Origin of the sequence: Janthinobacterium woesei (assembly GCF_051380875.1) — a bacterium.
Taxonomy (GTDB): domain Bacteria; phylum Pseudomonadota; class Gammaproteobacteria; order Burkholderiales; family Burkholderiaceae_D; genus Janthinobacterium.
This window is the reverse complement of sequence record NZ_JBNYXW010000012.1, coordinates 104,909-128,893: the sequence shown is the minus strand read 5'-3', so window position 1 is coordinate 128,893 and position 23,985 is coordinate 104,909. Positions and strand designations below refer to the sequence as shown.

The 23,985-nt window shown below is 64.3% G+C and carries 17 protein-coding genes; 1 reads left to right on the top strand and 16 read right to left on the bottom strand.

Going from position 1 to position 23,985, the window contains the following annotated elements:
• Positions 1 to 26: 26 nt before the first annotated feature.
• The 14 genes from ACQ4W6_RS15770 to ACQ4W6_RS15705 all read right to left on the bottom strand — a co-directional run bounded on the left by ACQ4W6_RS15770 (position 27) and on the right by ACQ4W6_RS15705 (position 18,449).
• Positions 27 to 761, bottom strand: coding sequence for a PEP_CTERM-anchored TLD domain-containing protein (locus tag ACQ4W6_RS15770; RefSeq protein WP_436568118.1), 735 nt, complete (start codon positions 759 to 761; stop codon positions 27 to 29).
• A gap of 122 nt (positions 762 to 883) precedes the next feature.
• Complete coding sequence (locus ACQ4W6_RS15765; protein ID WP_436568117.1) at positions 884 to 1,276, bottom strand: RidA family protein; 393 nt, start codon at positions 1,274 to 1,276, stop codon at positions 884 to 886.
• Between the two features lie 17 nt (positions 1,277 to 1,293).
• The gene (locus ACQ4W6_RS15760) at positions 1,294 to 2,445 is read right to left on the bottom strand and encodes an acyl-CoA dehydrogenase family protein (protein WP_436568116.1); all 1,152 of its coding nucleotides are present in this window, start codon (positions 2,443 to 2,445) and stop codon (positions 1,294 to 1,296) included.
• A 1-nt stretch (position 2,446) separates the two neighbouring features.
• A complete protein-coding gene (locus tag ACQ4W6_RS15755) occupies positions 2,447 to 3,301 on the bottom strand; it encodes an enoyl-CoA hydratase family protein (RefSeq protein ID WP_436568115.1) in 855 nt (284 codons plus the stop codon).
• Positions 3,302 to 3,330: 29 nt separating this feature from the next.
• Positions 3,331 to 3,843 carry a MarR family winged helix-turn-helix transcriptional regulator gene (locus tag ACQ4W6_RS15750; RefSeq protein ID WP_436568114.1) on the bottom strand — a complete coding sequence of 171 codons (513 nt, stop codon included), beginning with the start codon at positions 3,841 to 3,843 and terminating at the stop codon, positions 3,331 to 3,333.
• Between the two features lie 23 nt (positions 3,844 to 3,866).
• Positions 3,867 to 4,667: an SDR family NAD(P)-dependent oxidoreductase gene (locus ACQ4W6_RS15745; RefSeq protein WP_436568113.1), complete on the bottom strand. Its 801-nt coding sequence runs from the start codon at positions 4,665 to 4,667 to the stop codon at positions 3,867 to 3,869.
• Position 4,668: 1 nt separating this feature from the next.
• Entirely contained in the window at positions 4,669 to 7,044 is a 2,376-nt protein-coding gene (locus tag ACQ4W6_RS15740; RefSeq protein WP_436568112.1) for a bifunctional salicylyl-CoA 5-hydroxylase/oxidoreductase, read from the bottom strand.
• Entirely contained in the window at positions 7,041 to 8,660 is a 1,620-nt protein-coding gene (locus ACQ4W6_RS15735; RefSeq protein WP_436568111.1) for an AMP-binding protein, read from the bottom strand. Before ACQ4W6_RS15735 ends, ACQ4W6_RS15740 begins: the two co-directional genes overlap by 4 nt.
• Positions 8,661 to 8,878: 218 nt before the next feature.
• Complete coding sequence (locus ACQ4W6_RS15730) at positions 8,879 to 9,589, bottom strand: response regulator (RefSeq protein ID WP_436568110.1); 711 nt, start codon at positions 9,587 to 9,589, stop codon at positions 8,879 to 8,881.
• 86 nt (positions 9,590 to 9,675) lie between these two features.
• Positions 9,676 to 13,944, bottom strand: coding sequence for a hybrid sensor histidine kinase/response regulator (locus tag ACQ4W6_RS15725; protein ID WP_436568109.1), 4,269 nt, complete (start codon positions 13,942 to 13,944; stop codon positions 9,676 to 9,678).
• 55 nt (positions 13,945 to 13,999) lie between these two features.
• Positions 14,000 to 15,169, bottom strand: coding sequence for a patatin-like phospholipase family protein (locus ACQ4W6_RS15720; RefSeq protein ID WP_436568108.1), 1,170 nt, complete (start codon positions 15,167 to 15,169; stop codon positions 14,000 to 14,002).
• A gap of 40 nt (positions 15,170 to 15,209) precedes the next feature.
• Entirely contained in the window at positions 15,210 to 16,985 is a 1,776-nt protein-coding gene (gene ggt, locus ACQ4W6_RS15715; RefSeq protein ID WP_436568107.1) for a gamma-glutamyltransferase, read from the bottom strand.
• A 96-nt stretch (positions 16,986 to 17,081) separates the two neighbouring features.
• Positions 17,082 to 17,840 (bottom strand): 3-hydroxyacyl-CoA dehydrogenase, encoded by a 759-nt coding sequence (locus ACQ4W6_RS15710; RefSeq protein WP_436568106.1) that lies wholly within the window; start codon positions 17,838 to 17,840, stop codon positions 17,082 to 17,084.
• Between the two features lie 153 nt (positions 17,841 to 17,993).
• The gene (locus tag ACQ4W6_RS15705) at positions 17,994 to 18,449 is read right to left on the bottom strand and encodes a hypothetical protein (RefSeq protein WP_436568105.1); all 456 of its coding nucleotides are present in this window, start codon (positions 18,447 to 18,449) and stop codon (positions 17,994 to 17,996) included.
• Between the two features lie 314 nt (positions 18,450 to 18,763).
• On the opposite strand from ACQ4W6_RS15705, the gene ACQ4W6_RS15700 reads away from it, so the two are divergent.
• Positions 18,764 to 20,824, top strand: a complete 2,061-nt coding sequence (locus tag ACQ4W6_RS15700) for a TonB-dependent receptor domain-containing protein (RefSeq protein ID WP_436568104.1) — start codon at positions 18,764 to 18,766, stop codon at positions 20,822 to 20,824.
• Between the two features lie 86 nt (positions 20,825 to 20,910).
• Here the strand turns inward: ACQ4W6_RS15700 and ACQ4W6_RS15695 are convergent, their stop codons facing one another.
• Positions 20,911 to 23,034 carry a sodium-translocating pyrophosphatase gene (locus ACQ4W6_RS15695; RefSeq protein ID WP_436568103.1) on the bottom strand — a complete coding sequence of 708 codons (2,124 nt, stop codon included), beginning with the start codon at positions 23,032 to 23,034 and terminating at the stop codon, positions 20,911 to 20,913.
• Positions 23,035 to 23,276: 242 nt separating this feature from the next.
• Entirely contained in the window at positions 23,277 to 23,933 is a 657-nt protein-coding gene (adk, locus tag ACQ4W6_RS15690) for an adenylate kinase (protein ID WP_436568102.1), read from the bottom strand.
• Positions 23,934 to 23,985 lie beyond the last annotated feature (52 nt).

The window sequence follows — 23,985 nt, the reverse complement described above, 5'->3', positions numbered from 1 at the left end:
TGGCAGGCGGCCCTGCTCATGGCAGCTCAGACCAAGACGGCCGAACGCTTGCGCAGCTGCACCGCGGCCAGCATTCCCAGCCCGGCCAGTAGCAACGCATAAGTACCAGGTTCCGGCACGGCACTGATCGAAAATATTTGCATGGCGCCATAGGTAATGTCGGCTCCTTTCCAGATAGATCCATCCAGAAGGCTGTAGCCCTGTGCGGGCTGTCCATGATAATTATAAGAGTAGAGGAAGGAGGACCCTCCGTGCGTCAAATCGTGTGGCACATATAAGTCGTGACCCACGCCAAAGGTAGGTCCGACGTTGGCGTCGTTGAAAGTCTGATCCATGCCGATACCATCGCCGCTGAAATACTGCTTCAATTGCGGCAACATGAAGCCCGCCGTCAAATTGAACAGGAAGCCCGTGCGCTGGCTGTCATCCACGGTCACGTGCATGCCATCGGTGGAACTCCAGCTTTGCGGATTGTAGCCGCCGACCAGCCAGGTCTGACCTGATGCGTTGGTCGCCTCCATGACGGAAAAAGTGCGTCCCTTGCCATCGGACGCCTCGTGAAAATCCAGCGATGTATCGCCGGCCACCTTGGTATAAATATTGCTCAGCGCCAACCGACCTTCGCCCAGCCAGGTTTCCAGTTGCGCCTGATAGCCGGGAGAGAGTAGTGACGTACCGGAATCGGCCTGGGCACCCAGGCAAAAACACACGCCGGTCACCGCCAGCACCACACTTCTTGCTGCTCTGAAATTGTTTTGCATCCACTACCTCGACTATCAATATTTTAATCCAGCACATCTTAAGATTGTTAAATATAACATGATAGATACTATTTTTATATTTATTATTTAAATGCCAATGCACAATATTTCATGGCAGAAACTCAGGCAGGCAGCACCGCCGTCACCTCGATCTCTACCCTCGCCCTGTCCTCGATCAGTCCGGCCACCTGTACCGCCGTCATGGCCGGAAAATGCTTGCCGATGATGTCCCGGTAGGCCTCGCCGATGGCTCGATAGGCGGCCACATATTCCTTCTTGTCGAGCACATACCAGTTCATGCGCACGATATGTTCGGGCAAGGCGCCCGCCTCGGCCAGCACGGCGACAACATTTTGCAGCGCCTGGCGCACCTGGCCCGCGAAATCGTCCGTATGGAACTGGCCCTGCGCATCCCAGCCGATCATGCCGCTGACATACACCGTGCGCCCGCTGGCGGCAACGCCATTGGCATAGCCGCGCGGCCGGGCCCAGCCCGCCGGTTGCAACACTTGCATCTTGTTCTCCTGATTATTCATGCGTGGCCCGCCTCGCGCAGCAGTTCGCGCGCGATGATCAACTGCTGCACCTCGCTGGCGCCCTCGTAGATGCGCAGCGCGCGGATTTCGCGGTACAGGCGCTCGACCGGGTGCTCGCTGACCACGCCCAGGCCGCCAAACAGCTGCACCGCCGCATCGATCACCTGCTGCGCCGTCTCGGTGGCCGTCAGCTTGGCCATCGCCGCCTCCTTGGTCACCTTGCGGCCCTGGTCGCGCTGCCAGGCGGCGCGGTAGGTCAGCAAGGCGCAAGCGTCGATGCCGGTTGCCATCTGCGCCAGTTTGGCTTGCGTCAATTGAAAGTCCGCCAGGGTCTGGCCAAACATCTGGCGCGCCGTGGCGTGGCGCAGCGCTTCCTCGAAGGCGCGCCGCGCAAATCCCAGCGCGGCGGCCGCCACCGAGGTGCGAAAGACGTCCAGCGTGGCCATCGCCACCTTGAAACCCTGCCCCGCGGCACCCAGGCGCTGCGACACGGGCACGCGGCAATTGACAAAACGCAAGCGCGCCAGCGGATGCGGCGCGATGACGGCAATGCGTTCGGCGATTTCCAGTCCCGCATTATCGGCATCGACGATGAAGGCGCTGATGCCGCGCGCGCCCGGCGCCTCGCCCGTGCGCGCAAACACCACGTAAAAGTCGGCGATGCCGCCGTTCGAAATCCAGGTCTTTTCGCCATCGAGCACATACTCGTCGCCATCGATGCGCGCCGCGCACTGCATCGCCGCCACGTCGGAGCCGGCCTGCGGCTCGGACAGGGCAAACGCGGCGATCTGCCTGCCGCTGGCCACGTCTGGCAGGTAGCGCGCCTTGTTGTCCGCACTGCCGAACAAGCCGATGGCGCCCGCGCCCAGGCCCTGCATGGCAAAGGCGAAATCGGCCAGGCCATTGTGGCGCGCCAGGGTTTCGCGGATCAGGCAAATGGCGCGCGTGTCGATCTGCCCATCGGCGCCCGTGGCATGCGCCAGCCAGCCGCCCTGCCCCAGTTGCGCCACCAGCGCACGGCATGCGGCATCGACGTCGCTGCCATGGGTGCCGCTCAGGTGCTGCGAAGCCCATGCATCGAGCTCGCGCTCAAGTTCCCCATGGCGCGACTCGAAAAATGGCCAGTCCAGATAAGTGGTGTCGCGCATCTCAATTACCCTCGAAGTGCGGTGTCTGTTTCGCGACGAAAGCGTGATAGGCACGGTGGAAGTCGTTGCTGGCCATGCAGATGGCCTGCGCCTGGGCTTCCGCCTCGATGGCTTCATCGACGCCCATGTTCCACTCCTGCTGCAGCATTTTCTTCGTCATGCCGTGCGCGAAAGTGGGACCGCTGGCCAGGCCGGCGGCGAATAGCTGCGCCGCCTCTGCCAGCTCGTCCGGTTCCACCAGGCGGTTGAAAAAGCCCCAGCGTTCCGCTTCAAGACCGGCCATCGAGCGGCCCGTGTACAGCAGTTCGGCGGCGCGGCCCTGGCCGATCACGCGCGGCAGCAAGGCGCAGGCGCCCATGTCGCAGCCGGCCAGGCCGACGCGGGTAAACAAGAAGGCCGTCTTGCTGCGCGCCGTGCCGATGCGGATATCGGACGCCAGCGCCAGCATGGCGCCCGCACCGGCGCAAATGCCGTCGATGGCGGCAATGATGGGCTGCGGGCAGGCGCGCATGGCTTTCACGACGTCGCCCGTCATGCGCGTAAAGGCCAGCAGGCCGGGCATGTCGAGCCGGGTCAATGGGCCGATGATGTCGTGCACATCGCCGCCCGAGCAGAAATTGCCACCGCTGCCAGTAATCACCACGGCCTTGATGTCATCGGCATAGGCCAGCGCACGAAACAGCTCGCGCAGTTCGGCATACGAATCGAAGGTGAGCGGATTCTTGCGCTCGGGCCGGTGCAAGGTCAGTGTGGCGATGCCGGCATCGACGGCGAACAGAAAATGCCGCGCAGCATAGCTGGCCAGGCTGGCACGGTTGCCAGGCAGGTCTTGCGGCTGGCCGGGAAGATGGCGCATGGTGCTTCCTTTATCGGGTGATTACTTGTCTATCGTGTCACGATTGTGTCATTCAGTTGCTGCTTCATGTGTGACAGCAGCGCAATCAATTGTGACTTCTCGTCCGGCGTCACGCCTTGCAGCAGTTCCGCGATCCAGCCTTCGTGCACGCGCGCCATCTCGTCAAACGCGCGCCGCCCGGCTGGCGTCAGCTTGACGCTGTACGAGCGGCGGTCCTTCGGATCGACCACGCGCACCACCAGCTTTTCCTGCTCCAGCTGGTCGGTGATGCCAGTGATATTGCCGCCCGTGACCATCATGCGCCTGGATAGTTCGCCCATGCGCAAGCCGTCGGGAAAGCGTTCCAGCTGCGCCATCAGGTCGAAACGGGGCAAGGTGATGCCAAAGGTGGCGCGCAGGCGCGAGCGCACCTCGTTCTCGATTTTTACGGTACACGACAACATGCGCAGCCACAGTTTGAGCGACTGGTGATGGTCCTGCGTCAGCCGGCTGGCCAGGTCCAGCACCGGTTCATCCTGCGCGTTTGCGGGTTCTTTATCCATGAATTTCATTCATCTTCGGTCATTTACATTACTTCGCCGCCGGCGACAGCGATCGATTGTCCATTCATGGCAGACGCCGCGGGCAGGCATAGCCAGGCCACCGCATCGGCCACTTCTTGCGCCTGCACCAGGCGCTGCTGCGGGTTGGCGGCGGCCAGTTCGGCGCGCGCCGCCTCTTCGCTGCGGCCCGTCTTGCGCACGATGTTCTGCACCGCCTGCGCCACCATTTCCGTATCAGTGTAGCCGGGGCAGACGGCGTTGACGGTCACGCCACGCGGCGCCACTTCCAGCGCCAGCGCGCGCGTCAGGCCGATCACGCCATGCTTGGCGGCGACATAGGCGCTGACATAACGATAGCCTTTCAAGCCCGCCGTCGATGCCACGTTGACGATGCGCCCCCAGCGAGCTTCCAGCATGGCTGGCATGGCCGCCTGGCAGCAGTGGAACACGCCCGTCAGGTTCACGGCCAGCATCTGCTGCCAAATGGCCGTATCGGTCTTGCCGAACGGCGCCGCATGCGCCTGGCCCGCGTTATTGACCAGGATGTCGATGCGGCCGAAATGCGCCTGCGCCTGCGCGAAACCGGCCTGCACGGATGCTTCCACGCTCACATCGAGCACGCTGATGGCCACCCTGCCCGCATGGCCCATTTCTTCCAGCTGCAGCCGCGCCCTTGCGAGGCGCGCGCCATCGCGCCCGGCCAGCGTGACCCTGGCGCCGGCGCCCAGCAAGGCGCGCGCGCAGGCCAGGCCAATGCCGCTGCCGGCGCCCGTCACCAGCGCATGCTTGCCCGACAAGGCGCCCGCCAATTGTTCCTTGCTCATGTCATCCTTCCAGCAGCCGCGCGGCCACCTGTTGCGGGTTCAATCCCGTATTTGCCGCTGCCAGTTGCCGCTCGCGCTGCAGATTGCGTTCCAGCTGCAGTTTCGCAGGCCGGTACTGTTTCGGCCATGCTGCGCCAGCGCCGGCATAGCCGATGCGCGCCAATTCCGTCAAGGTCCACGCCGGGTTGGCCAGGTGCGGACGGCCTACGGCGCACAGGTCGGCGCGCCCGGCGGCGATGATGCTGTTGGCGTGATCGGCTTCAAAAATGGAACCAACGGCCATGCTGGCGATGCCCGCCTCGTTGCGCACGCGGTCGGCAAACGGCGCCTGGAACATGCGCCCATACACGGGCTGTTCGAGTTTGCTGACCTGGCCCGAGGAGCAGTCGATCAAGTCGGCGCCCGCCTGCTTGAACAGGCGTGCGATGACGACCGCGTCGTCCGGCGTGATGCCGCCTTCGACCCAGTCATGGGCCGAGATGCGCACGCTCATGGGTTTGTCCTGCGGCCAGGCCGCGCGCATGGCGCGAAACACGCGCAGCGGATAGCGGCAGCGGTTTTCCAGGCTGCCGCCATAATCGTCCGCGCGCCGGTTCGTCAGCGGCGAGATAAAACCCGACAGCAGATAGCCGTGCGCGCAATGCAGTTCGAGCCAGTCGAAGCCGGCGACGGCAGCAGCCAGGGTGGCGCGCACGAAGTCCTGCTCGATGCGTGCCAGATCGTTTTCCGTGGCCGCGCGCGCCACCTGCGACACGCCCGCCAGGTACTGCTGTCTTGATGCCGACAGCAGCGGCCAGTTGCCTTCCTTCAAAGGCAGGTCGATGCCGTCCCACATGGGGCGCGTCGAGCCTTTCGCGCCCGCGTGGCCCAGTTGCAGGGCAATCTTCGCGTCGCTGCTGGCATGCACGAAATCGACGATGCGCCGCCAGGCCTGCGTGTGCGCTTCGTTGTACATGCCGGGGCAGGCAGGCGTGATGCGCGCATCGGCCGAGACGCACGTCATCTCGGCAAACACCAGCCCAGCGCCACCCATGGCGCGCGCGCCCAGATGCATCAAATGATAGTCGCCGGCCACGCCATCGACGGCGCTGTACTGCGCCATCGGCGAGACGGCGATGCGGTTTTTCAGCAGCACACCGCGCAGCCTGAACGGCGTCAGCATGGGCGGCATGGCCTCTTCCGGCAGCGCCACGCCCGCTTGCGCGCAGGCGCGCCGCGCCAGCCATTGTTCATAGTCTGCCACATACGCGGGATCGCGCAGGCGCAGGTTTTCATGCGAGATGCGCTGGCTGCGCGTGAGCATGGAATAGGCAAACTGCGGCGCTTCCATGGCGCTGTAGCGCTCGACGTTTTCAAACCACTCCATGGAATTGCGCGCCGCGCTCTGGAGCTTCAGCACCTCGACGGCGCGCGCCTGCTGGTAGGCCAGCAGCGCCGCGCCCGTATCACCGTGCTGGCCAAAGCAGCGCGCCAGTTCGATCGCGTCTTCCAGCGCCAGCTTGGTGCCCGAGCCGATCGAGTAATGCGCCGTATGGGCCGCGTCGCCCATCAGCACCACCGGCACGCCATCCTGGTGATGCACCCATTGCCGGCAAACGATGCGGGGAAAGGTGATCCACTGCGCCGAACCGCGCAGGTAGGGCGCGTTGCTCATCAAGCCGTGGCCGTCCAGTTCCTGCGCGAACAGCGCTTCGCAAAAGGCGATGCCCTCTTCCTGGCTCATGGCGTCGAGACCTGCCGCGCGCCAGACGCTTTCCGGCGTTTCAACGATGAAGGTCGAGGTGTCGCCGTCATACTGATAGATATGCGCCTGGAACCAGCCATGCTGCGTCTGGCGAAAAGCAAACGTAAACGCCGCAAACTTCTTGCGCGTGCCCAGCCAGACGAAGCGGCAATGACGCGCATCGATGTCGGGCCGGTAACTGGCTGCATAGCGCGTGCGGATGCGGCTGTTCAAGCCGTCGCTGGCGATCACCAGGTCGGCGCCATACTGCTGCGCGATGGCCTGGTCGTCCTGCACTTCCGTCTCGAACACCAGTTGCACGCCGAGTTCCTCGCAGCGCTCTTGCAGGATGTTGAGCAGGCGCTTGCGGCCGATGCCGCAAAAGCCATGGCCACCCGAACGCACCGTCTCGCCCTTGAAGTGGATCTCGATATCGTCCCAGTGGTTGAACGCCTGCGCGATGGCGCGCGCCGTCGGTTCGTCCGCGCCAGCCAGGTTGCCCAGGGTCTGGTCGGAAAACACCACGCCCCAGCCAAACGTGTCATACGGGCGATTGCGCTCGATGACGGTAATGCGATGTTCGGGGTGCTGCTTTTTCATGAGCAGGCTGAAATACAGGCCGGCGGGGCCGCCGCCGATGCAGACGATATTCATGGCATGTCCGTGCGAAGTTTGAAGCGCTGCAGCTTGCCCGTTTCCGTGCGCGGCAGCGCAGGCAGGAAACGGATGGCGCGCGGATATTTGTAGGGAGCGATCTGCTGGCGCACAAAGTCCTGCAGTTCGGCCGCCAGCGCCTCGCTGGGCAGATAGCCGTCCTTCAGCACGACGTGCGCTGCGACAATCTGGCCACGCTCGGCGTCGGCGCATCCGACCACGCCGCACTCGGCCACGGCCGGGTGGCGCAGCAGCGCTTCCTCCACTTCCGGCCCGGCGATGTTGTAACCGGCCGAGACGATCATGTCGTCGCTGCGCGCACGGTAATAAAAATAACCGTCGCCATCCATCTCGAAAGTGTCGCCCGTCAAATTCCAGCCATGCTGCACATACTCGCGCTGGCGCGGGTCGGCCAGGTAGCGGCAGCCGGTGGGACCCTTGACGGCCAGACGGCCCGTCACGCCGGGCGGCTGCGGCACGCCAGCCGCGTCGACAATGCACGCCTGGTAGCCGGGAATGGCCTTGCCGATGGCGCCACGCCGGATGCCGTCGCCGGTGGCGGAAATGAAGATATGCAGCATTTCAGTGGCGCCGATGCCGTCCGTCATGGCCAGGCCCGTGGCCGCCAGCCAGGCATCGCGCGTGGCCAGCGGCAACGCTTCGCCGGCCGAGACGGACAGGCGCAGGCTGCGCAAGTCGTGCTGCGCTGCCAGCGGCGCCATCTGGCGGTAAAACGTGGGCGCCGTGAAGCAGATGGTGGCTTTGTAGACGCCGATGGCGCGCAGCAAGCCCTCGGGCGTGAGTTTTTCCAGCAACACGGCGCAAGCGCCAAAGCGCAAGGGAAACAGCAGCAAGCCGCCCAGGCCAAACGTGAACGCCAGCGGTGGCGTGCCGATAAAAATATCCTCGGCGCGCACCTGCAGGATGGAACGGGGAAAACAGTCGCAGATGGCCAGCAGGTCGCGCTGCACGTGCATGGTGCCCTTGGGTACGCCCGTCGTGCCCGAGGTAAAGCTGATCAGGCAGACATCGTCGGCCGCCGTATCGTGCGCAGGAAAGGACGCGGCATGGGCTGCCATGCGCTGCTCCAGTTCCGCGTCGTCAGCGCCAAAACACAGCATAGTCGGCAAACCGGGCAAGGCGTTGAGTTCCGCGCGCAAGCCCTGCGCGCACAGCACGGCGTTCACTTCAGCCTTGACCAGGATGGTGGACAGTTCGCGCGCGCGCAGCAGCGGCATGGTGGGTACGGCGATGCAGCCGGCTTTCAGCACGGCCAGCAGGCAAGCTGCCATCATCGGCGTATTGGCGCCGCGCAGCAGCACGCGGTTGCCGGGGATCAGCTGCAGGTCGCTGCGCAGCACATGGGCGATGCGGTCGACTTGCTGTGCCAGCTGGGCGTAGCTCCAGCGCTGGCCCTCGGCATGGATGGCAATGCGCTCGCCGCCCCCGCTGGCGACGGGGCCATCGAGCAGCACGGCGGCGCAATTGAGGCGCGCCGGATATTGCAGCTCGGGCAAGTCAAAGCACAGCTGCGGCCACGACGCGCGCGGCGGCAGGTGCGCGCGCGCAAAGTCATCCTGGGGCGATGCGGTGATAGGCGATGGGTCGCTGCTCATGCTCATCCTGACTGGTAGCGGGCGCCAGCACAGTGCCCGGAAGCAGATACTTTAAACCTAAAGTATTTTTCCAGCAAGCAGAAAACGGCAGACCCACAACACCGAACAAAACCGTAGCGAGCGAATGTGAGTTGTGGCAGAGAAGCGGAGCTGTGCGAATGCACAGTGAGCATCGGAGGCCGCAAATCGCGACGCGCAGTAGGTTTGGTTAGGTGTTCCTAGTATGTGCCGTCCTGCTGGCGCAGCAGAAACGCCTGTTGCGCCACGCTGCGCGCCAGCGCGGCCAGTGCCGCCTGCATCTGGCCACCGTCAAGCACCACTGCCTGTAGCAAGGCCAGCATTTTGGCCTCCGCCCCATGCAAGCCCAGCGTGCGGCAGCCCAGGTGCAGCCGTTCGAGCTGCTGGCGCGCCTGCACCGGTTCGCCACGCGCCAGCAAGGCTTCGACCTGTTCGCCTGCCGCGCCGACCTGGCCCTGGAAACCCGTCAGATAGGCCAGCAGGCGCTCGCCATCGATGCCCAGGCGCTGCGCCGTCGCCAGCGGCGCCTCGGCCGGCATGCGAGCCGCGTCGTAGCAGGCATCGATATGCTTGCGCACCTGCGCCGCCTGGAAGGGCTTCACGATGTAGCCGGCGGCGCCAGCCTGCACGGCGTCGCGCACCGTATCCTGGTCATTGGCCGACGACACCAGCACCAGCGGCATGGCGTCATGCGCGCTGTCGGAGCGGATCTTTTGCAGCAGCTCCATGCCCGACAGGCGCGGCATGCGCAAGTCGCAAAAGCACAGCGCCGGGCGCAAGCCACTTTCGAGCTGCTCCCACGCCGCCGCGCCATCCTCGGCTTCCACGATATCGTGCACGCCACAACTGTCGATCAGGTGCATCAATACCATGCGTGAAACGACGTCATCGTCAACCACCAGTACTTTCATTACTCTCTCCATTGGCGGCAGCGTCAGGGTGCCAGAGCGTATTCTACCCAGTTTCGCCGCACTTCCCGCTACCGGCATTGCCTGTTTTACATTTCCTTGTCCAAAGCGGCGATTTGCGCCAGCAGCACCCGCAAGTGCGGCAAATGCAAGCCTACTTGCTGCCAGCGTCCACCGTCCGCCGCTTCCTCCAGTTCCGTGCACAGCATGTGCAGTTCCGTCTCGTCGAGATACGCGGCGCTGCCCTTCAAGCCGTGCAGCAAGCGTCCGGCGCCATCCCTGTCCTGCGCGGCCAGGGCGGCATCGAGTTCACGCAGGCGTCCCTCCAGGTCGGCGGCGAAGGCGGCGCGGATGCGCCGTTGCAGTTCGCCGCCGCGGCTGGCCAGGGTTGGCAACGGCGGCGGCGGCATGGCGCTCACCGTTGGCGCGACGCCGAACAGCGCATCGAGTTCGGCCTGGCCGCGCGCCACGTTGCGCGGTGCGCTGGAGGGCATGCGCGGCAACATGAAACCGCGCTGCAGCTGGCGCTCGATGGCGCGTGCCAGCAAGCCATGCAGCGCCGCCTCGTCCACCGGCTTACTGAGGAAATCATCCATGCCAACGCCCAGGTAGCGGCTGCGGTCTTCTTCGCTGGCATTCGCCGTCAATGCCACGATCATCAGCTCCTGGTCGCGCACCGGCTGGTCCGTCCAGCCGCCCACGCGTATCAAACGCGTCGCCGTCGCGCCATCCATTTCCGGCATGCGCCCGTCCATCAGTATCAGGTCGTAGCGCGTATGCACGCAGGCCGCCACTGCCAGCACGCCATTGGCCACCACATCGACCCGGTGCCCCAGTTCTTCCAGCATGACGCGGATGATGATCTGGTTGGTTGGGAAGTCTTCCGCGCATAGCACGCGCAGCTGATGGCTGTGCGGCGCCAGCGCCACCTGCGGCACCAAGGGCGGCGCCACGCCATCGGCCAGCGGCAGGGTGAAAGTGAAGACGCTGCCCTGCCCCGGCGTGCTGGCCACCTCGATCTCGCCCTCCATCAGCTCGACCAGTTGGCGGCAGATGGCCAGGCCCAGCCCTGTGCCACCATAACGCCGCGTGGTACTCGCGTCGGCCTGCTCGAACTTCTGGAACAGGCGCGCCATCGCTTCGGTGCCGATGCCGATACCGCTGTCGCTGACGGTAAAGCGGATCAGGTTCATGTGGCGCCCACCGCTTCGCGCCACCTCGGCCACGCCCGCGCGCTCGACGCAGACGCTGACGCCGCCGCGCTGGGTGAACTTGAAGGCATTGCCAACCAGGTTGACCAGCACCTGGCGCAAGCGCGTCGGGTCGCCCACCACGAAGGGCGGCAAATCGGCGGCAAAATCGATGGTAAAACCGATGCTGCGCGCCGCCGCCTGCTCCTCGAACAGGCTGACCACGTTCTCGATCGCCGCACCGAGCGCAAAGTCGATGTTTTCAATACTCAACTTGCCCGCCTCGATCTTGGAAAAATCGAGCAAGTCATTGATGATCACCAGCAGCGACTGGGCATTGGCCTGGCCGCGCAAGATCTGCTCGCGCGTGGCACCGTGCAGCTGTTCGTCGCGCAAGGCAAAGCCCAGCATGCCGATTACGCCGGCCAGCGGCGTGCGCATCTCGTGGCTCATGTTGGCCAGGAATTCCGATTTCTGGCGCGTCGCATCCTCGGCCTTGCGCTTGGCCTGGCGCAGGCTTTCCTCATTTTTCTTCAGGCTGCTGTTGGCCTGCGCCAGCTTGTCCGACTGCGCCAGCACCTCGACTTCCTTGCTCTGCAACTCGGTGTTCTTCTGCGACACCTCGGCCGTGCGCTCGCTGACCAGCTTTTCCAGCTCGTTCTGCTGCTGCCGAAGCGTGCGTATGCGCTGGCGGTAAGCGCCATACACGGCGCCCAGCAGCAGCACCGCCATCAAGGTACGGAACCACCAGGTTTTCCAGAACGGCGGCAAGATCGTGATGGCCAGGGTGGCGCCGCTCTCGTTCCACACGCCGTCCTTGTTGGCCGCCTTGACGCGAAACACATAATCACCGGGATCGAGATTGGTGTAGGTGGCAAAGCGCCGGTTCGCATCCGTCATGACCCAATCCTGGTCGAAACCTTCGAGCCGGTAGGCAAACACATTGCGCTGGGGGGCGGCGAAATGCAGCGCCGCAAATTCCAGCGAAAAGACGCTTTCGCGGCTGCTCAGGAGCAGCTTGCGGGTGTGGTCAATCGCCGTCCTGAGCACCTGACCGAACTCGCCGCGGCCGATGGCCACCGGCTTGTTAAAAATCTGCAGCTCCGTGATGGATACCAGCGGCGGCACGCCGTTGTCGTGGATCTCTTGCGGCGCAAACGCCGTCATGCCGTTGAAGCCGCCGAAATACATGGTGCCATCCGACGCGCGCAGGGCCGCGCCATCGAAATACGAGCCTTCCACCGTGCCGTCGGCACTGTCGTAATTGCGAAACAAGCCGCTGCGCGTGTCGAGGCGCGTGATACCGCTGTTGGTGCTCAGCCACAGCTGCTCGTTGTCGTCGCCCAGGATGCTGGCGACGGCATCGTCGGCCATGCCATCCTTGCGCAGGTAGCGGCGAAAGCTGATCTCGCCCTTGGCATCGACATCCATGCGGTTCAGGCCATTGGCCGTGCCCACCCACAGCACGCCGCGCTTGTCCTCATGCAGGAAATGCACCTCGTCGTGGCTGAGGCTGTGCGGGTTTTGCGGGTCATGGCGGAAATGGCGGAAGTGGCCGCTGGCGCGGTCCAGCAAGTCCAGGCCATGAAACGAGCCTATCCACAGTTGCCCCTTACGGTCTTCCAGCACGGGACGCACCATGTTGTCGGACAAGCTGTTCGGGTCGGCCGGATCATGGCGGAAGGTGGTAAAACGGCGGCTGGCGGGGTCGAAGCGGTGCACGCCGCCGCGCGTCGACACCCACAGCATGCCGCTGCGGTCGCTCACGATATTGCGGATGGTATCGCTGTTCGGGTCACCGGCGGCAAAGCGCATGGTAAAGAAGCGCCCCAGGGCCGGATCGAAGCGGTGCAGGCCCGTCGAGCCACCCACCCACAGCACGCCGTCCGGCGCCTTGTACAGGCTCGTCACCTGCTCGTCGCGCGACATGCCGGGGGCGCTGCGCAAATCGAACAGCTGCGACGTGCCATCGCGCGTATCGTACAGCTTCAGGCCGCCCTTGGTGGCCAGCCACAGCTTGGCGTTGCCCGCATCGGCCACTGCGCGCACCTTCTTGTCGGCCAGCGCGCCCACGTCGCCTGGGGCGCGCGCCATGCGCGAAAAACCGCCGCTGCCCAGGTCGACCCGGCTCACGCCGCTGTACCAGGAACCGACCCAGAACGTGCCCGCGCGGTCGCGGTACAGCGACGACAGCTGGTTGTCGGCGACACTGAACTTGTCACCCGTCTGGTGGCGGTACTGCAGGAAGCTGTCGCTCCCGGGCAGCCAGCGGAACAGGCCATCGGCATTGCTGCCCAGCCAGACCGTGGCGTCGATATCCTGGTACAGGCTGGCCACGCGGATGGCGGAAAAGCCCTGCTTTTCATTCAGGCGCAGGCGCGTCTGCGGTGCCTCTCCGGCGCCACCCAAGCGCCAGCGCTCGGCGCCAGCCATGGTGCCGATCCACAGGTTCTGCTGGCGGTCGACCAGCAGCGACTGGATCACGTTGTATTTCGAGCCGGGCGCGGTGTCGATGGCGAAATGCTCGAAACGCTCGCTGCCCGGCGCCAGCATGTCCAGGCCCGTCACCGTGCCGATCCACAGGCGCTTTTGCGCGTCCAGCGCCAGGGCCTTGATCTCGTTGTCGCCCAGGCTGTGCGGGTTGCCCTCTTCATTGTGCCAGATGCGGAAAGTGCCCGTGACGGTGTCGAAATGCTGCAAGCCATCCGAGGTGGCGATCCAGAAGCCGCGCGCGCCATCGTCGAGGATGGCGTGGATACGCCGGTTGCCATTGCCGCGCTTGCTCTTTTCCGCCGGCACATAATGGATGAAGGTCTGGCTGGCTGCGTCGAAGCGGTCCAGGCCATTGTCGGTGCCCACCCACAGCTGGCCCTGGCTATCGACATGCAGCTCGCCGACCCAGTTGTCGGCCAGGCTGGTCTTGTCACCCTCGATATTCTTGTAGACCACCATGCGGTAGCCATCGAAACGGCTGAGGCCTGATTGGCTGCCGAACCACATATAGCCCTGCCGGTCCTGGGCGATGGCCAGTACCGATTCCTGCGCCAGGCCCTGCTCGACGCTGAGCTGGTCGAAACGCAGGGTGGGCGCTGGCGCCGCCCCGGCCCCGCTCCCCAGCAGCAGGCATAACAGCAACACCACATCGCAAGCACGTCGAAATACCAGCACAATCGTCCTGTCAAAAAAAACGCGAAAAATCCGGGAACACTCCCCCGGGGCCGTCTCAAGAACCAAAAAACGCCAGTACATCGTCCTTGCGGGCCTGCGTATCGCGCTGTCCAAGACGGATCAGCTCATTAGTATACGTCGATTCGAACAATAAATACGATGCCAGCGCCGCGCCGCGCGCTTCGGCCGCGCCGATGCCCGACAGCATGGTGCGTATGGGACGGGGCAAACTGCCGATATGCCGGCTGGCGATGCCGTCGAGCCGTTCGGACGGCGCAATGACCAGCAGCTCCACCGGCCGCAAAGCCGTCTTGCCCAGCAATTCGGGCGGCAGCATCGACAGGGTCAGGTTGATGCGGTTCAGGCGTTCGATATCCACGGCCAGGCCGTCGAGGAAGATCGACGACAGCGCGTGGCCGGCGATCTGCGCCAGGCTGGGATAGCGCGCCGACTCGCCCGCAACAGGCGCCGGCTCCGTCATGCGCCCCGCGCCCACCACCAGCACCTTGTTCGCGCCCAGGTGGATGGCAGGCGAGATGGGCGCCAGCTGGCGCATCGAGCCATCGCCGCAATATTCGCGCTGGCCGCCCACGTACAAGGGCACTGCGGGGAAGATGAAGGGGATGGCGGCCGAGGCAAGCAAATGTTCCACCCCGATCTGGTCCGGCAAGGCCAGGCGCTGCGTGCGCACCCACGGCGCGATGTCTTCCGCCGTCTGGTAAAACGTCATGTGGCGGCCGCCCGAATATGACGAGGCAGTGACGGCCAGCGCATGCAGCAGGCCGTCGGCCAGTGCAGCGTCCAGGCGCGGCAAGTCGAGCATGCGGTGCAAAAGACTCACCAGCGGCGTATTGTCGAGCAGGGAATTGGGCGGCGACGCATGCCACTGGCGCAGTAGCCAGCCAAACGACAGCAGGGAGAGCCAGCGCGCGCCCGAGCGGATCACGCCCAGCGAATCGGCGCGATAGACCTGCTCGACCTTGATGTGCTGCCACACGTCGAGCAGCTTTTGCACGCCCTCGCCGAAATTATCGGCACGGCAAGCCAGCGCCGTGGCGTTGATGGCACCGGCCGACGTGCCGCAGATGATGTCGAAGGGGTTGCGCGCCGGCGCCCAGCCCGCTTCCCTCAGAATCGCCGAAATCGCCTGCAGCACGCCCACCTGGTAGGCGGCACGGGCGCCTCCTCCCGTGAGTATCAAGCCGGTTTTATTTTCCATTCCCATGCCGGCAGATTAGCAGGGTCTTGATGCCTTGTGGAAAAGATTAGTCTCCTCTCACCATGCCTTCCCTTCTTGGATCTGCCCCGCCAAACCAGAAATCCTTGCCATGCGCATTCAGGCGCATGATGCCCTGCAAGCCGGAATTTTGCTCGATGACGCGCACTTCATGGCCCATGGCCCGCAGCGCCTCGACCTGGCTCGCTGGTGCGCGGTCCTTTTCCAGTTCCGTCGGGCCATTACGGCTGCCAAAATTGGGCAGGCTGATGGCCTGCTGCACGTTCAAGCCCCAGTCCATGGTGCCGACCAGCACCTTGGCGACATAGTTGATGATGGACGAGCCGCCCGGCGAGCCGGTGGCCAGCACCAGTTTCTGCGTGCCCTTTTCAAACACCAGCGTGGGCGACATGGCGCTGCGCGGGCGCTTGCCCGGCTGCACGCGGTTGGCGATGGGGCCATCTGCATCGCGCGAATCGAAGGAGAAATCGGTCAACTGGTTATTCAGCAGGAAGCCGTCGACCATCTGGCGCGCGCCGAAGGCGTCTTCCACGCTGGTGGTCATCGACAGGCCGCCGCCGAAGGCATCGACGGCCACCAGGTGCGAGGTCGACGGGCGCTGCAGCGCGTTGTCCATGCCCCACGCCACCTGCATGCCAGGCGGCGTACCGGGCAAGGCGCGGCCCATGGATTTGTCGCCGATCAGGGACGCGCGCTGCGCCAGATAGGTTTTATCGAGCATCGAGGCGATGCCGTTGCCGGGCAGCGGCACGAAGTCCGTATCGGCCACGTAGCGGTTGCGGTCCGCGTAAGCCAGGCGCCCCGCTTCCGTGAATAGATGGATGGCCTGCGCATCGAGCACGCCATCGACGGGCCGGTACGGGCCGATGTCCTTCACTTCCAGGATGCCCAGCATCTGCGCAATGGCGATGCCGCCCGACGACGGCGGTGGCATGCCGCACACGGTCCAGGCCTTGTAGTCGCTGCAGACCGGTACACGCACCTTGGCCTGGTAGCCGGCGATATCGACCGCCGTCAGCTTGCCCGGATTGGTCGGGTGCGCGGCCACTTTGGCGGCGATGTCGCGCGCGATGCGGCCCTGGTAAAAGGCGTCGGCGCCGCCACGGGCGATCTCGCGCAGGGTGCGCGCCAGTTGCGGGTTCTTCAGCACATGGCCGACGGGCCGTGCCTTGCCAGCCTTGTCATAGAAATAGGCGGCGGCGACAGGGTCGCGCTTCAAAGCCTGGTCCCAGGCCAGCAAGCCATTCAGGCGCTGGCTGACTGGAAAGCCGCCATGCGCCAGCTTGATGGCCGGGCCGAACAGGGTCGCCCACGGCAGCTTGCCATGTTCCTTGTGCGCCAGTTCGAGCATGCGCAGCACGCCCGGCGCACCCACGGAGCGCCCGCCCACCACGCCGGTGGCGCGCGAGACGGGCGTGCCGTCGGCATTTTGGAACAGGTGTTCGTCGGCAGCAGCGGGGGCCGTTTCACGCCCGTCGAACGCCTGCACGCGCTTGCCATCGGCGTATAACAGGAAGGCGCCGCCGCCGATGCCCGACGATTGCGGCTCGACCAGCGTCAGCACCAGTTGCGTGGCGATGGCCGCGTCGATGGCGCTGCCGCCCTGTTTCAGCATCTTGTAGCCGGCATCGGCCGCCAGCGGGTTGGCGGCGGCCACCATGAATTTCTGCGCCGTCCAGCCCGATTTTTCCGCATACGCGGTGGCGATTTCCGGCGGCATCGTAGGCACTTCGGCAAACACGGGGCTGGCGGCCAGCGCCCCCAGCAAGGTCAGGCTCAGCGCTAGCGGCTTCAATGTGATCATGGGTTCTCCGATAAAAAAAGGGCGCACAGCCAAGCAAGGCTGTACGCCGCATACGGGAGTATCCTACATCAAATGCCCGACTACGCGCTGCCCTGCCTACTTGGGTTGCATGCGGATCGCACCATCCAAACGGATAGTTTCGCCATTGAGCATGACGTTTTCCACGATGGCTTTCACCAGTTGCGCGTATTCGCCAGGCTTGCCCAGGCGCGATGGGAACGGCACCATCTTGCCCAGCGCATCCTGCACTTCGGCCGGCATGCCCAGCAGCATGGGCGTCTCAAAAATGCCGGGTGCCACCGTCATCACGCGGATGCCGTTGCGCGACAGGTCGCGCGCCATTGGCAGGGTCAATCCCACCACGGCCGCCTTTGACGAGGCGTAGGCGGCCTGGCCGATCTGGCCATCGTAGGCCGCCACGGATGCCGTGTTGATGATGATGCCGCGCTCGCCCTCGGGCGTCGCCTCTTGTTTGGCCATGGCGTCGGCTGCCAGGCGGCACATATTGAAGGTGCCCACCAGGTTGATGTTGACGACTTTCTGGAACAGCGCCAGCGGATGCGGGCCATCCTTGCCCACGGTCTTCACGGCCGGCGCCACGCCGGCGCAGTTGACCAGGCCACGCAAGGTGCCCAATTTCATCGCCGCCGCCACCACGGCCATGCCGTCTTCCTCGGATGTGACATCGCACTGCACGAACACGCCGTTCAGTTCGGTTGCCAGCGCCTGGCCCGCCTCGGCCTGCACGTCGGCCAGCACGACCTTGCCGCCCGCCGCCGTCAGCATGCGCGCCGTCGCCGCGCCCAGGCCCGAAGCGCCGCCCGTGATGATGAATACATTGTCTTGAATCTGCATGAAGTCTCCTGAATGGTGATGGCCGTGTGCCCGGCCCGGAATACGGATGTCGCATGATGCCACAGTTACGTTTACGTAAACGTAATGTCGGCGACAATTGTAGCCAATTTTGCAGGCATCCCGCGAAACGTGTACTTACCGGCTAGCGAAGCGCTAGAAACACTGCACAAAAGCGCCATTGCGATGGCAGATGCGCCCGTTGGCGTCGAGCGTGGCATTGCCCGCGCCGTTATAGCGCGCGCCTGACGCATCGCGGCAGCCGCCCGTATCGCATGCACCGATTGGCTGCGGCGCCCGGGGCATGGGCACTGCGGGACTGGGCGGCAAGGGGGGCATGGCCACCACGGGTGGCGCCGTGCGCTGCGCCGGCATGCGGCCGATCACCTGCGCCACCGAGCGGCGCGGTTGCACGGGTGGCGCCGACTGGCACGGCTCGACGGCCAGTTTGCTGCTGTCGTGCGGGTCGAGGCGGCAAACGGGCAGCGCTTCGGGCGCCGCCCTTGCCGCCTGGGCCGCCGCGCCAGCATGGGCGCCGGCCAACGCGGCAAGGGCAAAGGCCAGCGCCAGCGCGGCGCAAACCCGCTGAGGTACTACTGTCGTGGTGTCCATGCCGCCTCCCTGAGCGTGAATATACTCGTTTCATTATGTGCACACAGCGCGCCAGATACCAGCCTGCGTAACAATTTCTCACGCTTGCATACAAGGAAGACGCCACGCTTGCTGGCGGTAACGATGTTTTTATTTCTCGCTAGCACTTTCTTTCTTGCCAGTACGGCACTACAATAATAATGATTCTTATTCTCATTAATGGAATTCGAGCGTATCTTATTGCCTTCGTTTTGCACTTTATTTTGCAACTTATCCACTTCATACCCAAGCCACCCGGAAGGCAGCCAGGAAATAACAATTCCGGAAAACTCATCATGACCAAGCGCAGTCCCGCTCTACCCCACCCAGCCACCACCCCCTCCCGTTCGTCGCACCGAGCCGCCATGCTGCTGCCCTGCCTGCTTTCGCTGGCCGTCAGCAATGCCTGGGCTGAAGGCAATGCGGCCACCGAGCCCGGCATGAACACGGTGGTTGTCACCGCCTCGGGCACGGCCATCGACATCAAGGACGCGCCGGCCAGCATCAGCGTCATCACGCGCGAGGAAATCGAGCGCCAGCCCGTGTATGACCTGAACACCTTGCTGCGCCGCATTCCCGGCGTGACGGGCGGCACCAGCCCCGTAGGCGAGGAATCGAAGATCAAGCTGCGCGGCCTGCCCGACAAATACACCCTGATCCTGGTCGATGGCAAGCGCGTGGGCAGCTCGGCCGACACGGCCTACCGCCCCGACCTGGGACGCCAGGACTTGAACTGGATCTCGCCCGACATGATCGAGCGCATCGAAGTGGTGCGCGGCCCCATGTCCTCGCTGTACGGCTCGGACGCCATGGGCGGCGTGATCAACATCATCACGCGCAAGGTGCCGGGCAAGTGGAACGGCTCGGCCACAGCCAACTACACGCAGCCGCAGGACAGCGGCCGTGGCACGGCGCACCAGCTGGGCGTGAACCTGGCCGGCCCCCTGTCGGACACGCTGGGCATGCGCCTGGGCGTGGGCCAGACGCGGCAGAACGCCGATGAAAAAGTCATCGGCAAATCGGGCGGCATCGGAGGCGAGCGCAACCAGACTGTCTCGGGACAGCTGAACTGGGCACTGGGCAAGAAACAGAACCTGTCGCTGGACGCCAGCTACGGCAAGCAGCAATCGAGCGATTCAACCACCCTCGATGAAGAAGGCTACCCGCTGTTCGGCGCCTGGGGCGCGAGCAAGCTGGTGCGCAAGAGCGCCAGCCTCGGCTATGAAGGCCGCTGGGACTTCGGCAAGGCCACGCTCAACCTGTATCACAACGATTTCGATAACGAAGTCGTCGGCACGGTGGCCAAATCCAAGGACAGCACGCTCGACGCGAACCTGGAAAAAAGAGTCGGCTGGGGCGGCATCGAGCAAATGCTGGTGATGGGCGGCCAGTGGAAGCGCCAGGAACTGACGAACACGGACACCATCGGCACCGTGCCCACCGATTACCTGGGTAATCCGGTCAGCGGCGCGACCCTGTCGGGTACCACCTCGGCCCTGTTTGCGGAAGATCAATTGTTCCTGCGCGAGAACCTGACGGCCACGGCGGGCCTGCGCCTGGACCACCACAGCAAGTTCGGCAATCACACCAGCCCGCGCCTGTACCTGGTATACCACCCGGCCCCGGCCTGGACCATCAAGGGCGGCGTATCGCAAGGCTTCCGCGCGCCCAGCCTGAAGGAAAATTCGCCGGCGGCAGCCACGCAGTCAGGCGGACGCGGTTGCGGCAGCTTGAAACCGCTCGGCTACATCACGGGCGGCTGCTACATGGCCGGCAATGCGGACCTGAAGCCGGAAACGAGCACGGCTGGCGAGATCGGCGTGGCCTGGGAGCAAAATGGCTGGGACATGGGCCTGACCTGGTTCCACACGGATTTCAAGAACAAGATCGACTACGCGCCGCTGGGCTTTTTCCAGAAGCAATGGTGGACCAAGATGACGAATATCCAGAAAGCGCGCACCAGCGGCCTGGAAGCGACGGCCACCATTCCACTGACGAAAAACCTGAACTGGCGCAACAACGTCACCTACATGGCCGAGGCGAAAAACCTGACCACGGGTGCCAACCTGCTGTCGACGCCAAAGCTGTCGTGGTATTCGGCGCTGGGCTGGCAAGTCAACGACCAGCTGTTCGGCGAAGTGTCGGCCCAATACACGGGCAAGGAACTCGATGCCGGCCAGCTGGCCAACAAGGCCTACACCATCGTCGACGCGCTCGTGTCGTACAAGGTGACGCCTCAGTGGAGCGTGCGCGGCGGCGTGGAAAACCTGTTCAAGAAAGGCCCGCTGGCCGATGGACTGGTCGACTACTATGTGCCGGGCCGGCGCATGTTCGTCGGCCTGACCTCGCGCTTTTAAGTAGCAAGTAGCCAGGCAACAGGCAACGCTCCTGGCGCCGCTCAGCGCATGCCGACCGGCGCCAGGGCGTGCTGCAGTTTTTCACACTACTGCGCCGGCAGCACCTGCACGGGCGTGGCCGGCGCCAGGATAGGCGGCAGCGGCGCGTGGACGGGCACGGGTGCTGCCACGGCCAGCCAGCCCGTGGCCGGCAGCAGCGGCACCAGCAGCAAGGCCACGATGTTGATGATCTTGATCAGGGGATTGACGGCCGGGCCGGCCGTATCCTTGTACGGGTCGCCCACGGTGTCGCCCGTGACGGCTGCCTTGTGCGCGTCGGAACCCTTGCCGCCGAAATGCCCATCCTCGATGTATTTCTTGGCATTGTCCCAGGCGCCACCGCCCGTGGTCATGGAAATGGCCACGAACAGGCCCGTGACGATGGTCCCCATCAGCAAGCCACCGAGCGCCGCAGGCCCCAGCAGCATGCCGACGACGATGGGCACTACCACCGGCAGCAAGGACGGCACGATCATTTCGCGGATGGCCGACGCCGTCAGCATGTCGACCGCCTTGTCGTATTCAGGCTTGGCCGTGCCCTCCATGATGCCCTTGATGTCGCGGAACTGGCGCCGCACTTCCACCACCACGGCGCCCGCCGCGCGGCCCACCGCTTCCATCGCCATGGCGCCGAACAGATACGGTATCAGGCCGCCGATGAAGAGGCCGACGATGACCATCGGGTTCGACAGGTCAAACGTGATGTGCTTGCCCACCGATTCGAGCGCATGCGTGTAGTCGGCAAACAGCACCAGCGCGGCCAGTCCCGCCGAGCCGATGGCGTAGCCCTTGGTGACCGCCTTGGTGGTATTGCCAACGGCGTCGAGCGGATCGGTGATGGCGCGCACGGAGTCGGGCAAGCCCGACATCTCGGCGATGCCGCCCGCGTTGTCGGTGATGGGGCCATACGCGTCGAGCGCAACGATGATGCCAGCCATCGATAGCATCGCCGTGGCGGCAATGGCGATGCCATACAGGCCGGCCAGCTGGTACGACACCAGGATGGCAACGCAGACGGCCAGCACCGGATAGGCGGTGGACTTCATCGACACGCCCAGGCCGGCGATGATATTCGTGCCGTGGCCCGTCGTCGACGCTTCGGCGATATGGCGCACCGGCTTGAAGTCCGTGCCCGTGTAGTACTCGGTGATGTAGACCATCAGTCCCGTGAGGACGATGCCGACGACGGTGGCGCCCAGCATCTTGTAGCGCATGGCGTCATCGGGCCACAGCAGCCAGGTGACGACGGCAAAGCCGACCAAGGACAGCCCGGCCGCCCACCACAAACCAGTGTACAGGGCCGACATGATTTTCTTGCCGGGGGCCGTCTTGACCATCGAGCAGCCGACGATGGAAGCGAGGATGGAGACGGCGCCCAGCAGCAGCGGATAGATGATGGCCGTGCTGCTGGCTTCGGCCATCAGCAGTGCGCCCAGCAGCATGGTGGCGATCAGGGTCACCACATAGGTTTCGAACAGGTCGGCCGCCATGCCGGCGCAGTCGCCCACGTTGTCGCCCACGTTGTCGGCGATGACGGCCGGGTTGCGCGGATCATCCTCGGGGATGCCCGCCTCCACCTTGCCGACCAGGTCCGCGCCCACGTCGGCGCCCTTGGTGAAGATGCCGCCGCCAAGCCGGGCGAAGATGGAAATGAGCGAGGCGCCGAAGGCCAGGCCGATCAAAGGTTTGATCAAATCATGCTGGCTCAGGCCGGGCGCGCCCGTCGTCACCAGCAGCCAGTAAAACAGGGTGACGCCCAGGAGGCCCAGGCCGACCACCAGCATGCCGGTGATCGCCCCGCCCTTGAAGGCGACATTCAATGCCTGGTTGATGCCCAGGGTGGCCGCCTGCGCCGTGCGCACATTGGCCCGCACCGAGACATTCATGCCGATGAAGCCGCAGGCGCCCGACAGCACGGCGCCGATCAGGAAGCCCAGCGCCGTCTGCAGGCCCAGCAATATGTAGATGGCGATCAGCAGCACCACGCCAACGATGGCGATGGTGCGGTACTGGCGCGCCAGATAGGCGGCCGCGCCCTGCTGGATGGCCAGGGCGATTTCCTGCATGCGCGCGTTACCGGGATCCTGGCGCAGGATCCAGCTACGCGAGAGCAAACCATACACCACGGCGACCACGCCGCAGGCTACCGCAAACCAAAGACTGGCTGCCATATCGTCCCCTTCTGTTTTTATCCGACGTCATTGCCAACAGCTGCAGAGCGCACCGGGTAGGCACGCGCAGCCAGGAAAACACGACCTGCAAAAAACTTCTACTGCTAAATAGAAACTGCGAGAAACGGCGAGAAACGGCGAAAAATGACGAAAAACGGCGCTTATTTGACACGATACGGGCGGCGGCAGATGGAAAGCCGGCGTAAAAAAAGCGGACACTCAGGTCCGCTTCTTGAAACTGCTTATTCCGCCAGGGCGGCAAATGCGCTGTCGCGGATTTGCTCGACCGGACCGACGCCGGCAATGCGGCGGTATTTCGGTGCGCCTGGCAGGCCCGACTTGGCCCAGTCATTGTAGTAGCCGAGCAAGACCTTGGTCTGGTTGTGGTACACATCCAGGCGTTTCTTGACCGTTTCCGCTTTGTCGTCGTCGCGCTGGATCAACGGTTCGCCGGTGATGTCATCGACGCCTTCGACTTTGGGCGGGTTGAATTTGACGTGGTAGACGCGGCCCGAACCCGGGTGGCTGCGGCGGCCATCCATGCGCTCGATGATCGATTCGTCCGGCACATCGATTTCCAGCACATAGTCGACATTGATGCCGGCGTCTTTCATGGCATCGGCTTGCGCGATGGTGCGCGGAAAGCCGTCGAACAGGTAGCCATTGGCGCAATCGGCATCCTGCAGGCGGTTCTTGACCAGGCCGATCATGATGTCATCCGACACCAGGCCGCCCGCATCCATGACTTTTTTCGCTGCCAGGCCCAATTCGGTGCCTTCCTTGATCGCCGCGCGCAGCATGTCGCCCGTGGAGATTTGTGGAATGTTGTATTTTTCTTTGATGAAGTTAGCTTGGGTGCCCTTGCCGGCACCGGGTGCTCCTAAAAGTATCAGACGCATTGAAGTTCCTAAAAAACAGATTTTGGATGGTGGTATGTGTTATTTTTTTTAG